General features: G+C 52.7%; 14 protein-coding genes. 8 read left to right on the plus strand and 6 right to left on the minus strand.

The genetic code is table 11. The annotated features are described in order from the left end of the window. Window positions 1-21: 21 nt before the first annotated feature. The 3 genes from AB1K62_RS09150 to AB1K62_RS09160 all read right to left on the minus strand — a co-directional run bounded on the left by AB1K62_RS09150 (window position 22) and on the right by AB1K62_RS09160 (window position 3,129). Window positions 22-1,623, minus strand: a complete 1,602-nt coding sequence (locus tag AB1K62_RS09150; protein WP_367003168.1) for a type II and III secretion system protein family protein — start codon at window positions 1,621-1,623, stop codon at window positions 22-24. Continuing rightward, window positions 1,623-2,582: a Flp pilus assembly protein CpaB gene (gene cpaB, locus AB1K62_RS09155; RefSeq protein WP_367003171.1), complete on the minus strand. Its 960-nt coding sequence runs from the start codon at window positions 2,580-2,582 to the stop codon at window positions 1,623-1,625. The genes AB1K62_RS09150 and cpaB overlap by 1 nt, the downstream gene beginning before the upstream one ends. A gap of 73 nt (window positions 2,583-2,655) precedes the next feature. Further along, the gene (locus AB1K62_RS09160; protein ID WP_367003172.1) at window positions 2,656-3,129 is read right to left on the minus strand and encodes a prepilin peptidase; all 474 of its coding nucleotides are present in this window, start codon (window positions 3,127-3,129) and stop codon (window positions 2,656-2,658) included. 95 nt (window positions 3,130-3,224) lie between these two features. On the opposite strand from AB1K62_RS09160, the gene AB1K62_RS09165 reads away from it, so the two are divergent. The 3 genes from AB1K62_RS09165 (at window position 3,225) to AB1K62_RS09175 (ending at window position 5,633) form a co-directional block, all read left to right on the plus strand. Next, window positions 3,225-4,202, plus strand: a complete 978-nt coding sequence (locus tag AB1K62_RS09165) for an alpha/beta hydrolase (RefSeq protein ID WP_367003173.1) — start codon at window positions 3,225-3,227, stop codon at window positions 4,200-4,202. A gap of 6 nt (window positions 4,203-4,208) precedes the next feature. Then, a complete protein-coding gene (locus AB1K62_RS09170) occupies window positions 4,209-5,336 on the plus strand; it encodes an FAD-dependent oxidoreductase (RefSeq protein ID WP_367003175.1) in 1,128 nt (375 codons plus the stop codon). Between the two features lie 120 nt (window positions 5,337-5,456). Continuing rightward, window positions 5,457-5,633 carry a DUF1508 domain-containing protein gene (locus tag AB1K62_RS09175; RefSeq protein ID WP_367003177.1) on the plus strand — a complete coding sequence of 59 codons (177 nt, stop codon included), beginning with the start codon at window positions 5,457-5,459 and terminating at the stop codon, window positions 5,631-5,633. Between the two features lie 80 nt (window positions 5,634-5,713). Here the strand turns inward: AB1K62_RS09175 and rnhA are convergent, their stop codons facing one another. The 3 genes from rnhA to ispH are packed head-to-tail and all read right to left on the minus strand — an operon-like array spanning window position 5,714 to window position 8,081. Further along, window positions 5,714-6,166, minus strand: a complete 453-nt coding sequence (gene rnhA, locus AB1K62_RS09180; protein ID WP_367003179.1) for a ribonuclease HI — start codon at window positions 6,164-6,166, stop codon at window positions 5,714-5,716. After that, a complete protein-coding gene (thrB, locus tag AB1K62_RS09185; RefSeq protein WP_367003180.1) occupies window positions 6,163-7,122 on the minus strand; it encodes a homoserine kinase in 960 nt (319 codons plus the stop codon). Before thrB ends, rnhA begins: the two co-directional genes overlap by 4 nt. Then, the gene (gene ispH, locus AB1K62_RS09190; RefSeq protein WP_367003181.1) at window positions 7,122-8,081 is read right to left on the minus strand and encodes a 4-hydroxy-3-methylbut-2-enyl diphosphate reductase; all 960 of its coding nucleotides are present in this window, start codon (window positions 8,079-8,081) and stop codon (window positions 7,122-7,124) included. Before ispH ends, thrB begins: the two co-directional genes overlap by 1 nt. A gap of 157 nt (window positions 8,082-8,238) precedes the next feature. Between ispH and AB1K62_RS09195 the strand changes: the two genes are divergently transcribed. The 5 genes from AB1K62_RS09195 to AB1K62_RS09215 all read left to right on the plus strand — a co-directional run bounded on the left by AB1K62_RS09195 (window position 8,239) and on the right by AB1K62_RS09215 (window position 13,400). Next, entirely contained in the window at window positions 8,239-8,898 is a 660-nt protein-coding gene (locus tag AB1K62_RS09195) for a hypothetical protein (protein WP_367003183.1), read from the plus strand. A gap of 179 nt (window positions 8,899-9,077) precedes the next feature. Continuing rightward, window positions 9,078-10,805, plus strand: coding sequence for an arginine--tRNA ligase (argS, locus tag AB1K62_RS09200; RefSeq protein ID WP_367003184.1), 1,728 nt, complete (start codon window positions 9,078-9,080; stop codon window positions 10,803-10,805). A 45-nt stretch (window positions 10,806-10,850) separates the two neighbouring features. Beyond that, on the plus strand, window positions 10,851-11,489 hold the full coding sequence (locus tag AB1K62_RS09205; RefSeq protein WP_367003185.1) for an SPOR domain-containing protein: 639 nt from the start codon (window positions 10,851-10,853) through the stop codon (window positions 11,487-11,489). A gap of 112 nt (window positions 11,490-11,601) precedes the next feature. Further along, window positions 11,602-12,609, plus strand: a complete 1,008-nt coding sequence (nagZ, locus tag AB1K62_RS09210; RefSeq protein ID WP_367003186.1) for a beta-N-acetylhexosaminidase — start codon at window positions 11,602-11,604, stop codon at window positions 12,607-12,609. Beyond that, window positions 12,609-13,400 carry a ScpA family protein gene (locus tag AB1K62_RS09215; RefSeq protein WP_367003188.1) on the plus strand — a complete coding sequence of 264 codons (792 nt, stop codon included), beginning with the start codon at window positions 12,609-12,611 and terminating at the stop codon, window positions 13,398-13,400. Before nagZ ends, AB1K62_RS09215 begins: the two co-directional genes overlap by 1 nt. The last annotated feature ends 22 nt before the right edge of the window (window positions 13,401-13,422 follow it).

The following is a 13,422-nucleotide window of genomic DNA, read 5'->3' on the forward strand; positions in this document are numbered from 1 at the left end:
GATGTTTTCTCCTGAAACGGACTATTTGTCGAAGCTGAAACCGGGGGCAGCACCGTTTGATTTACCGGCAGACTTATTCTTGGCAGGCGCGGACATGCTGCCCAGCGCAGGGCCGGTTCCAACCGGCGGAGCAACCGAGGGTTTCGGACGATCGCCGGTGCCTGTCGAGCTGTGCCGGTTCATAATGACCCGTTCAAAGTCATTGGCCTGTTTGAAGCCATCTGTCGGCAGGACAATATCACTGTCATTCACCGGTTTGACCAGATAGGGCGTAACCACGATCATCAGCTCGGTTTCATTTTTCCGATAGCCATCCGATTTGAACAAATTGCCCAGAACCGGCACGTCACCCAGACCCGGTGTCTTGTCGATTGTTGAGTTATAGTTATTTTGCATCAAGCCGGCGATCATGAAACTCTCGCCAGAGCCAAGCTCGACCGTGGTTTCTGCTTCGCGGGTCGTGATGGCCGGTATCTCAAAGTTATTCAGCCTGACTGCGCCATTGGACGAGATTTCCGAAACGCTGGGCTTGACCCGTATCGAAATGCGGCCATTGGATAGAACAGTAGGAGTATAAGACAGGCTGACACCAAATTCCTGATAGGTCACACTGATTTCACCCAGTCCCGACGACATCGGTATAGGGAAACGTCCGCCCGCAAGGAAAGTCGCGGTTTCACCGGAAATTGTAGTCAGATTGGGAGAGGCCAATGTCGTCGCCAAGCCAACCCGCTCCGAAACGTCCAATGCTGTCGAAATATCAAGGCCGAAAAGTCGTCCGGCCGCTGTTATAGTGTCCAGACCTACGGCCTGGTTGGTGTTGAATGTGGTTCCGCCCATACCGACAAACTGTCCGGTCTTCGTATTAAATGGCAGGGAGACAGAGCCAGCAGGCAAGCCAAATATATTGGATGCATCGAGTACCGGAAACCCGCTCGTGTCAAAATCCGTGATCGAGCCGAAATTCCGTCCGCGGGCAACGCCAAATTTAAAGCCGCCAGTGGTATCGCGGGTCATAATATTGCCGTTAATATTTTTGGCTAGCGAGCGGCTGACCTCAGCGAAACGGACTTTTAGATTTACCTGCATCGGTGTCGCGGTTTTAAGGCGGCTGACAACCCGTGTGTCTTCACCGACATAGGCCTGAACCAGATTTTCGGCCTCCTCGGCATCATCCGGATCGGCAATAGTGCCGGTCAACAAGACAAAATTATTGGTCGTGCTTACCGCTATTTTTGCATCCGGCATCGCCAGTCGCAGCATCTGGTTGACGGATGATATTTCGGCATCAACAGAAATTTCTGCGGAATAGACGACTTTGCCGGATCGGCTGGTCGCATAAAAGCTGGTCTGGCCGCCGGTTTTACCAAAGATATAGACTTGCCGGGGTGATCGCACCTGCACGTCGGCAATCTCATCATTGGCAATGAAAATATCTTCAATCGGCGCAGGAACCGTAATCAATTTACCACTGCCCACAGCAAGCGAGATCCGTGACTGGGGCGCAGTGACATTGGCCGATTGGGCATTGATCGGCGCTCCAGGGGTTGCAGCAAGCGCAAGCACGGCAGCGATGGTAGATAGTGCCACTTTTTTGGCAGAAATTACTGTTTGTGTGGACATTATTTGTCTCCAAACTTGACGTCGGTGACGTCATTACCGCGTGCGACCCGGACTTTTGGCCCTTCGGGCGTTTCTTCCTTGGCCAGCGGTGGCGGGGTGCGTGTTTCAAAACGAGACACTTCACCGCCGGTTGAATAGGTGGATTTTCTGGAATTGGGACGAGCGGCAAGCGTTTTTAGCATTGCTGCTTCTTCGGCCGGGTCATCGGTTTCGGGCAGTCTGATTTCGCCTGAAGCAATGGCTTCTTCAAGTTCAGCCGCACTATCGGTCAGCGACCGCAAAGACAGGCTTAATGTTCCCAATGTCTGGGCTACAGCGATTTTTTCAGCCATTTTCGGTGTCGCCTCCAGCGTCACTAACTTAGCCGTTTTCGCAATAGTTTGCCCGTCGTCATCCTTTGTCTGTGTAACGCGGTTGTCGGTAGCCAGAACCCGAAGGTTGCGAATTACCGTTTCCGATACTTTCAACTCTGGACCGTCACCCTTGATGGACTGTGTCAGCATCAGGTCAATGCGGTCACCGGGAAATACGAAGCCGGCCACACCCGTCAGGCTGGACACCGGAATAGTAACAGCGCGCATGCCGGGGCCGAGCGCCGCCGCCAGAAATCCGCGATCACCGGGGCTGACAATGGCACCTTTGGTAAGTGGCTGGCCAGCGGTGATGGCGATGCGTACAACCGTTCCGTTCAACGCTTCAATATCTGTGCCTTCTTTTTGGAAATAGGCTTCCTCGACCAGTTCTTCGGGCCATGGCTGAAAACTGAAAGCATCGGGTGTGATGATTGTGCCAACCGGCAGAGCGCGTGAAGCGACCAGAACTTCCTGACCCTGAACCTCTATCTTCTTCGCTTCCACCTGTGGCGCAGAAGCGCCGGTGAACATGTTCCGGGCGAGCAGGGCCGTGACCGCTGCCACTACCAATGCCCCGATGAGCAATATGAGTTTTTTCTTGTCCATGACGTCTTACGCCTCCTGAATGCCCTGCTGAAATCGATTTTATTGAAACGATCCGATGGCCGTATTTTCTCTTTCAAGTAAAATGGTTAAAATATCGTTCGTATATTATCCAAAGCCCCGCGAATGATATGGCGACGCCATAGGGAACCTTGACCGGACCTTGCTCTTTGCGGACTTTATGGGCAGTTATCATGAACAGCGTGAGCACACCGCCAGCGATTGACATGACCACCAGCAACTGGATCATGGTTAGCCAGTGAAGCCACAATGCGATGGCGGCCAACAGTTTGACATCGCCGCCACCCATGACGCCCATGGCAAAAAGCCCCGCAAATATAGCGAATACGAGTGTCGCAACGCCAATTTGCCACAGCATGTCGGGCCAGAAAGCCATGTCACTGGCTATCCAGAAAAGCGGCGCACCCAGCGCAATAGCCAGGTTGAGCTTGTTGGAAATATGACGGCTTTTGATATCCGTAATCGCCGCAACGATCAGTGCAATTGCCAATCCGCCCCAGAGCAAGTAGATGAGTTGTTCCCCGTTCACGGGAACAGCTTTAATAAAAATGCCTTACCAAATAGTAACCATGATGATTCGCGTGATGTCCCCCCGGATGTTTCCATGTAAACCGGAGCCTGTTTTTGAACCGACCGAACCCGCCTATTTTTGATCGACGGTCGGTTCCCGATGAAGTGCAGGAACTGGTCTGGCATGCGCCTGACGGCTGGGCGATCCGTCAGCTAGACTGGTTGCAACCGGATAAAAATGCACGCGGTTCGATATTGTTTATGACCGGACGAGCGGATTTTTACGAAAAATATCTTGAAACATTTAACGATTTTCATGCTGCTGGATGGAATATTACTTCGCCGGATTGGCGCGGGCAGGGTGGTTCGGGCCGGTGCGGGCCGCATCGTCATGTCGGGCATATCGAAAGTTTTTCGATCTGGGTGGATGATCTGACCGCTTTTTACCGGCAGTGGCGGCGCGATTATCCCGGCCCGCATATTGTCATTGGGCACAGCATGGGTGGCCATCTGGTCGCGCGCGCGCTTGCAGAGCAACGTATCCACTCTGATGCGGCGATATTATCAGCGCCTATGCTGGCTCTTGCAGGAGGCGGGATGCCGGAATGGACAGCGCATCTGGTCGCAAAGATAATGTGTCTATTTGGCCGGGGAAACCGCCGCGCTTGGAAAGTGAGCGAGAAGCCACTGGAACCGGAGGTGCTGCGGCAGGGCTTGTTGACCCATGATGCAACGCGTTATTCGGATGAGTTTTTCTGGTTCAAAGAGCGGCCTTTTGTGCGATTGGGACCGGGAAGCTGGCGCTGGGTAGAGCAAGCCTATGCTTCTGCGCGTAAGTTGCGGAACAAAAAGAATCTGAAAGCGGTGGATACGCCTGTATTGGTGCTGGCAACATCGGCTGATGAACTGGTGGATCATGCCACCATAGAACGCGCCGTTCACCTTATGCCCAATGCAGAAATGAAGCTGTTCGGCCCCGAAAGCGCCCATGAAATCTACCGTGAAGCAAACCCTGTGCGAAATGCAGCCTTGCAGGCCAGCTTTGAATTTCTAGATAGGGTAGCACCGCAAAAACCATTGCATGAGCATTGATTTATCATGAACTATGATGTCGCTATTATTGGTGCCGGAATGGCAGGGGCGAGCTTCGCCTATGAAATTGCTTCTGCAGTTTCTGACCAATATTCTATAATCATGCTCGAGGCGGAAGATCAGCCCGGTTATCATTCCACCGGGCGGTCGGCGGCATTCTGGACCGAAAGCTATGGCGGGCCGCAGATCCAGCCGTTGACCACGGCGTCTTTTGACTTTCTGAATGATCCGCCAAAAGAGTTTTCCCCGACCGGTTTTCTGGCAAAGCGCGGGGCGGTTAATATTATGCGTGATGGAGAAGACCATTTACTGCGTGGTTTTTTGACGGAATTTGCCGAAAGCGGTGTGACCATGACGCCATGGGAGCGGGACAGGATCACCGCGATCGTACCGAATCTGAAAGCGGGATGGGACAAGGCGGTTTATGAACCGGATTGCTGCGACATTGATGTGGCGGCTTTACACATGGCCTATTTGCGCGCTGCCAAGCGGCGCGGGGTGACATTATCCTGTAAAGCGCGGGTGGAAACGATTGAACATGTGGACGGCGCTTGGACAATAACCGCTGGCGGCCATGTCATCCGGGCGAAAAAAATTATCAATGCAGCAGGGGCATGGGCGGGAGAAATTGGCAGGATGGCCAGTGTCACACCCATAGAGATTCAACCGATGCGGCGGACGATGGTGCAGCTGCGTACCAACCCGCCATCAACGCCGGAAATGCCGCTGGTGGTTGCTCTGGATGGCAGTTTCTATTTCAAACCCGAAGCAGGCGGCAGCTTCTGGCTTAGCCCGCATGATGAAACGCCGGTCACGCCGGGCGATGCCGCTCCGGAGGAATGGGATGTTGCCGTAGCGATAGAGCGTTTCCATTCCGTCGTTGATATAGAGGTTGAGGCGGTGAGCCGTAAATGGGCGGGCCTGCGTAGCTTTGCGCCGGATCGTTTGCCGGTTTATGGATTTGACCCGCAGCAAGCCGATTTCTTCTGGTTCGCGGGGCAGGGCGGCTTTGGTATTCAAACGGCTCCGGCTGCGGCGAAACTGGCTAAATCGCTTTTTCTGGATATGGAACGCGAAGCCTGTGCGCGGTCGCTGGACGCCGGCTTATATGCTCCGGCGCGTTTTGCGGGCTGAATAATTTTTTACAAATCTGCCATTGCGTTCCGCGGCCTAAAGCGCAAAGAATCACTCGTCCGATAGAGACTCTTACAGATCAGGAAATGCCTAAAAAGGCCTAAAGAGGAGTGTAAAAATATGGCGCATACATTTGAGATTTATAAAGATAAAAAAAGCGAATTTCGGGTTCGTTTCAAATATAATAGCGAGATCATGTTCTCTACCGAAGGCTATTCAAGCAAAGCGAGTGCCGAAAATGCGATTGCTTCCATCATCAAATATGGTCCAGACGCTGAAATCGTAGATAATAGCTAGGCCATTAGCCTGTTAGAAAGGGTGTTCAAATCAAACACCGACCGATATTCCCGGCTTTTACGGGAATGATGGGATACGGGTTACGCTCTAGCTGCGATATTCATTGCCGCGTCGCTGGCCAACATGTCGGCGCGTTCGTTATCGGCGTCACCGGCATGACCCTTTACCCAGTGCCATTCGATATCGTGGCGCTTAACGGCTTCCAACAGATCCTGCCATAAATCGGCATTTTTAACTGGTTTCTTGGCTGCCGTGCGCCAGCCGTTTTTCTGCCAGTTGAACACCCATTTGGTAATGCCGTCTTTGACATAAGTGCTGTCGATGGACAGTTTGACCTTGCATGGCCGTTTCAGGGTATTGAGCGCTTCAATCGCTGCGCGCAGTTCCATGCGGTTGTTGGTGGTTTCAGGCTCTCCGCCCGAAATTTCTTTCTCTTTGGTGCCAAAGCGTATCAATGCGCCCCATCCGCCCGGACCGGGATTACCCTTGCACGCTCCGTCCGTGGCTATTTCAACGTAAGAAAGGTCGGTCATAGGGTGAAAACATCCGGATTCGCCTGATAAAAATGCAGGCGGTTGAGAAATGCCATCGGATCTTTGCGCGTCACCAGCGCATCGGCTGGTGTATTGATCCAGTCATAAGCGCGGGTCAGCAAAAACCGTAACGCCGCACCGCGTGCCAGAACCGGCAATGCAGCTTGCGCTGCCGGGCTAAGGGTGAATGTCTCCAGATACCCCCGGATCAAAGCCTCTGAAATAGCGGAATCAAATGTCGTGCCGTCATCCGAGAAACACCACGCAGCATGGGTGATTGCAACATCATAGGCGCGAATGTCGGTGCAGGAGAAATAAAAGTCGATCAGGCCCGTAACCTTGTCATCCAGCATCAGAACATTGTCCGGAAACAAATCGGCATGGATGACCGATACGGGCAATTCATCCGGCCAATGCGTATCAAGATAGTCCAGCTCCGCTTCGACCAGATCATGAAGGCCCGGTGCAATAGCGTCCAGTTCATCGGGGCCGCAATCAACTGCCAGCTTGCGCCATGTATCATGGTCCATGCTATTGGGCCGCTCGCAGGGAAAATCCTGCAACGCATCGTGCATCTCTCCCAAAGCGCGGCCCGTTGCATTGGCCTGCGCTGCTGTGGGCATGGTAACGGAAATGCCGGGCAGGAATTTGATCAGACAGGCATATCTGCCGTTTAACTGATGTATTTTCGTGCCCTGCTTATCTGCGATCATTGGCGGCACAGGGCAGCCTTTGTCAGCCAGATGATCAAGCATCGCGATAAAAAACGGCAGATCACCCGGATCCACCCGCTTTTCATAAAGGGTCAGAATGAAGCGGTCCTGCGTGGTTTCAATCAGGTAATTACTATTCTCTACCCCCTCCGCAATGCCTTTGGCAGAGACCAGACTCCCTGCATCGAACCGCCCTAGAAACGCGTCAATTTCTTCGGCACTAACCTTTGTATAAACCGCCATCAGGCTGCTTCAAGTCCGCGAGGGAGTTTAAAGACCATGCGTTCTTCAACCGTTTCAACTGTCTCTTCGTCAACAGTAAATTCTTGTCCCAGATGATCGATAACTTCACGCACCAATATTTCGGGCGCGGAAGCGCCTGCTGTTAAACCCAGTGTTTTGACACCCTTCATCCAGCTAAAATCAATCTCGTTTGCGCGCTGGATTAAATGGGCTTCTGTCCCCTCGCGCTGGGCGACTTCCACCAGACGCAGGCTGTTAGAGCTGTTGGGCGCACCGATTACCAACAGAAGATCACAGGATTTGGCGATGCCTTTGACAGCATCCTGCCGGTTGGATGTGGCATAGCAAATATCCTCGCCTTTGGGTGCAGCTATGGTGGGAAACCGTTTTTTCAGCGCATCAATTATGGCTCTGGTATCATCGACCGAAAGCGTGGTTTGGGTCAGGAAAGACAGCTTGTCCGGGTCTGGCGGGTCCAGCGTCGCAACATCATCCACTGTTTCAACAAGAGTCATCATGCCATCGTCCACCTGACCAAAGGTTCCGATCACTTCGGGATGGTTTTTATGACCTACAAAGATAATATGGCGGCCCGCCTCGACCTGGCGTTCGGCTTGACGGTGCACTTTGGATACCAGAGGGCATGTAGCATCCAGATAATCAAGGCCCCGCTCCTCGGCCTTATGAGGCACAGCTTTGGGAACGCCATGGGCAGAGAAAACGACAGGCACGCCGTCGGGCACTTCGTCCAGTTCCTCGACAAACACCGCGCCTTTATTTTTCAGTTCATCGACAACATAGCGGTTATGGACGATTTCGTGACGGACATAGACTGGCGGGCCATATTTTTTGATTGCCAGTTCGACAATTTTTATTGCCCTGTCCACGCCCGCGCAAAAGCCCCGCGGAGCGGCTACAAGCAAGCGAATACGGGGTTTTTCTGATTCTTGGTGTGTCATAATCAATGCCTTAGTGAAAAACGGAGGCGGCGAAAAGCCTGTCTGTTCATCCTATGGATGGTTGCGCGCTCTTAAAGGCATAGATAAGGGTTTCCATACCCTGAACAAGGATACAGTTTATATCTGTGTCGAACAGGACAAAAGGCAAGGAAGAAGCATGATATTCAACGGGCATTTCAAAAAGCTGTTATTGACGGGTGTAACGGTTCTGGCACTGGCAGGCTGTGCCAAGGATGGCGCGCTTGATGTTAGTTCAGGCGTAGGGGTCAGTGTGACGCGATCCGGTTGTCCGGCCGTTGCTGTTCCGGACCATACCGGCGATATCACCGTCTTTGATCCGGCTGGTAGCACAAATGCCAGTGCAATTGATGTTGTGGCCAATATTACCAATGTCCGCTCCACCTGTAACAGTGAAGGCCCGCGGATTTATACCGAGGCGACATTCGACATATATGCCAGACGGTCCCGCGCCGAAGGATCACGAACCGTAACGCTCCCCTATTTCGCAACCGTGGTGCAAGGCGGTACCGCAGTTGTTTCCAAACGGGTGAAAGATGTTACGCTGACTTTTGCTGACGGGCAATATCGCGCTTCGACTTCTGCTAAAGCCGGTTCCTATGTTGATGCGGCGGCGGCGCGGCTACCCGAAGATGTGGTTGAACGGCTTACCCGCCGCAGAAAGCCCGGAGATCCCGACGCTGCATTGGACCCGCTGGCCGATCCCGCTGTGAAGGCTGCGGTGACGCGGTCAACATTCGAGCTTTTGGTCGGGTTTCAGCTAACCCCCAAACAGTTGGAATATAACGCGACCCGATAAGGGCGACATAATAAAGCATGTTTAGAAGCATGTCCGCACTTTCATCCTTTGCTTGTCGGGGGATGGATAAGGCAGCTTCTTTGCATTTTTCGACCAGGCCGTTATGAGCGGGATTTATAAACCGGAAATCCTGACAAGCCCGGTATCTTGTAAACCCAGTATCAAATGAATCGGAAAAAATGATGTTGTTCCATATTTTTCAGCAGCATATTGAAAAGGCACTGGACGAGCTGGTGGTAGACGGGGATTTGCCCGGCGAGCTGGATCGCAAAAATGTCACATTGGAGCCACCGCGCGACGCTTCCCATGGTGATTTGTCGACCAATGCCGCGATGGTTCTTTGCAAGGCAGCGGGGCAAAAGCCGCGCGATCTGGCGGAAAAAATCGTCGAAAAGCTGAAATTACTGGACGATGTAAAAGCTGCGGAAATTGCCGGCCCGGGTTTCATCAACATGTGGGTCAGTGATGAAGTTCTTATCGCGGAATTGAAAGAAATTGCAGCCCTTGGCGCGGATTATGGCCGTTCGACCAAGGGACAGGGCATCACTGTCAATATCGAATATGTTTCTGCCAATCCCACTGGCCCCATGCATATGGGCCATTGCCGGGGGGCGGTAGTCGGTGATGCGCTGGCTGATCTTCTGGAGTTTATCGGTTATAAAGTAATCCGTGAATATTATGTCAATGACGCGGGCGGACAGGTCGATATTCTCGCAGAATCCACGCATATCCGCTATCGTGAAGCATTGGGCGAAACGATTCTGGCAATTCCCGAAGGCCTATATCCCGGTGATTATCTGAAGCCGGTCGGCTGGGCTTTGGCGCAGCAATTTGGTGATCAATATCGAGATGCGCCGATTGAGACATGGCTGCCCATCTTCCGCAAGGCCGCCGTTGCAGGAATGATGGATATGATCCGCGCTGATCTGGCGCTGCTCGGCATTAAACATGATGTATTTTCATCCGAGGCGGAATTATTGGAAGCCGGTAAGGCCGATGCGGCCGAGGCAGAGCTGCGCGCGCGCGATCTGGTTTATGACGGTATTCTGGAAAAACCCAAAGGCAAGACGGTTGATGACTGGGAAGCGGTGGAACTGCCGCTGTTCCGTTCGTCCCAATTTGGCGATGACCAGGACCGGCCGATCAAGAAATCCAATGGGCTCTGGACTTATTTTGGCGGTGATCTTGCCTATCATTTCCAAAAAGCACAAAGCGCTGATGAGCTTATTGATATATGGGGCGCCGACCATTCCGGCACGGTAAAGCGGATAAAAGCTGCGGTAGCGGCGCTGACGCAAGGCAAGACCAAATTCGACGTAAAACTGGTCCAGATGGTTCGCTTGTTGCGCGACGGCGAACCGGAGAAAATGTCCAAACGCTCCGGCAATTTCGTCACCATCGCCGATATGGTCAAGGAAGTCGGCAAGGACGCTGTGCGTTTCACTATGTTGACGCGCAAGGCCGACGCGCAAATGGATTTTGACTTTGTCAAAGTGACCGAAGCCTCACGCGACAATCCGGTATTCTATGTGCAATATGCCCATGCGCGGATTCAATCGACTTTGCGTAAAAGCGCAGCCGAAGATAATATCCACCCCTCGGCCGAGCATCTGGCTTTGCTGGGGGCCGAAGAACTGAACCTTATCAAACAGGCTGCACAATTTCCCCGCATCGTCGAAGCGGCAGCGGTCAATCGTGAGCCGCATAGAATTGCTTTTTATCTCAATGATTTGTCGGCGGCTTTTCATGCTTATTGGAACATGGGTAATGACCGGCCGGAGTTGCGGATCATCATCGCCAATAATCCTGAATTGACATCTGCGAGACTTTTCTTAGCCAGATATTTAGGACAGGTGATTAAAAACGGTCTTGCGCTGATGGGCGTCAGTGCTGCCGATAAAATGTAAGCAATATAAAATATTGAACACTCAAAAAAAACACGGGGTTTGAGTATGTCTAATGTGAATAATGACGGCCTGAATCTGGAGGATGACAATCGGCTGCCATGGCTGGAATCTGCCGAAAATTATGATGATGACGATGGGGAATATTCCCCTGTCAGGGTGGCCATATTTGTCGGTGTCGGCATATTGCTGTTGGCCGCAATTGTTGGCGCTATTTATTGGATGCAAAATCGTGATGCCATCGGGCTGAGCGGTGACGGCACCCTTATTGCCGCGCCAGAGGGCGATTACAAAGTGCAGCCCAGTGATCCGCAGGCCCGACAATTTGAGGGCGAGGGCGATGCCAGCTTTGCCGCCAGTCAGGGGCAGGGCACGACGGGAAAACTGGGCACGGCTCCGCCTGAAGAAGCGCCAATGAAAAATAATGCTCCTGCGACTCCATCTGCTCCAGATAGCGCAATGATACAGCTTGGCGCATTTAGTTCCTCTGGTCAGGCAGATAAAGCATGGCCCGGCTTCGCCCGTCGTTTCGCAGATATTGACGCTTTGCCAAAGAAGATCACACAAGGCACGGTTGAAGGCAGCACGATCTATCGTTTGAACGCAGTGGCGCCAAATCTTTCCGCCGCGCAGAAAATATGCAACAGTTTGAAAGCCGCTGGCGAAAGCTGCATTGTCGTTCCGTAAGAGGAAAACAGGGGACTCGCTGTGGATAATGGCGCTTTTCCCTTTACCGGCCTGCTAATTGCCCGCATGATATAATCATGCATTTGTGCGCGTTATTGGGTAGAGTAAGAATATGAAACCGGTTGTTTTTGGTATGTCGGCCCTGCGCCTGACGGCTGATGAAAAAGCTTTTTTCAAAGACGCCGACCCTGCCGGATATATTATTTTTGGCCGCAATGTCGAAAGCAAGACACAATTGCGGGCGCTAACCGATGAACTTCGCAATCTGCATGGCCGGGATGATGTCGCTATCCTGATTGATCAGGAAGGGGGCCGGGTGGCACGGATGAAGGAGCCAGTGTGGCCGCATTTTCCTTCAGGGGAAGTTTTCGACAAACTTTACAAAATTGCACCGGCCACAGCGATTGAGGCGGCCCGGATCAATGCACAGGCCATTGGCGAAAGCCTTCGTGAAGTTGGTATAACCGTCAATTGTTTGCCTCTTCTGGATGTACGGCAAGCTGATACGGCCGATGCCATCGGTGACCGCGCATTGGGCAGCGACCCGATGCAAGTGGCGGCTTTGGGACGGGCGGTGATTGACGGCCAGGCCAGAAGCGGTGTGGTCAGTATCGTCAAACATATCCCCGGCCATGGGCGAGCGGTCGTCGATAGCCATATGGAACTCCCCACGGTCAGTGCGTCTGCCGAACAGCTTGAAACCGACATTGCGCCGTTTCGTAGTTTGTCCAATGCCCCGATGGGGATGACAGCACATATCGTTTATACCGCATGGGACACAGAGCGATGTGCCAGCCTGTCACCGACGGTTATCGAGACTATAATTCGCGGGGAAATCGGGTTTGATGGGCTGTTATTCTCGGATGATCTCGACATGAAGGCGCTTAAAGGAGAAGTGCCGGAACTTGCGCGTGATGTGGTTGCGGCGGGCTGTGATATTGCCTTGAATTGCTGGGCGCGAATGGACGAAATGATCGGCATCGCGGACATGCTGGACGAAATGAGCGAGCCATCCCGCGTGCGGCTCGATAAAGCGATGGCGACACGTGATCCGGCGGGAGAAGAGGTTGAACTAGCCGAACTTCTCTCGCAAAGAGATGCGTTACTGGCGGCGGCCTGATGCAGCGTAATGCTGATCTCGATAGCGAAGCGGAAAGTTTTTTCTTCCCGCCACCTGTCGAGGAAGACGCGTCGCTAACACTAAATATTGACGGTTGGGAAGGGCCGCTTGACCTTCTGCTTGCTTTGGCGCGTAGCCAGAAAGTTGATTTGCGGGAAATCTCAATCCTTGAACTAGTGCAACAATATCTGAAATATATCTCCGAAGCGCAGAGTTTGAAACTGGAGCTGGCTGCCGATTATCTTGTGATGGCAGCGTGGCTGACCTATCTTAAATCCGGTCTATTGCTTCCCAAAGATCCCGAAATTGATCCCTCACCCGAAGAATTGGCGTTGCGTTTGCAAATGCGTCTGGAACGGTTGAACGCCATGCGAGAGGCCGGAGCAAGATTATTGACACGTGACCGGCTTGGTCGTGATGTATTTCCTCGCGGCGCACCGGAAGGCTTGCGGGTTGTAAAAAACCGCTATTGGCAGGCAGAATATTATGATCTGATCTCTGCCTATGGCCGTGTTAAACTGCGTGGTGTTCCGCCGGTCCATATCGTTAAACAACGGATGGTGATGACTTTGGAGGATGCTCTGACGCGGGTTTCCCTAATGCTGGGCGAAGCGATTGACTGGATGGATATACGCGACTTTTTGCCGCCAAATGCTCCGCCGCAGTTGCGAAAATCTGCGCTGGCATCAAGTTTCGTCGCGGCGCTGGAACTGGCACGGCAGGGTAAGCTGAAACTCAGTCAGGATGGAAGTTTTGCCCCGTTAAAGCTGAAAGCAAGCAGCGATGGATGAGCCAGTGAATGAAGAGCCCGGC

The sequence above is a fragment of the Parasphingorhabdus sp. JC815 genome (genome assembly GCF_040717415.1).
Taxonomy (GTDB): Bacteria; Pseudomonadota; Alphaproteobacteria; order Sphingomonadales; family Sphingomonadaceae; genus Parasphingorhabdus.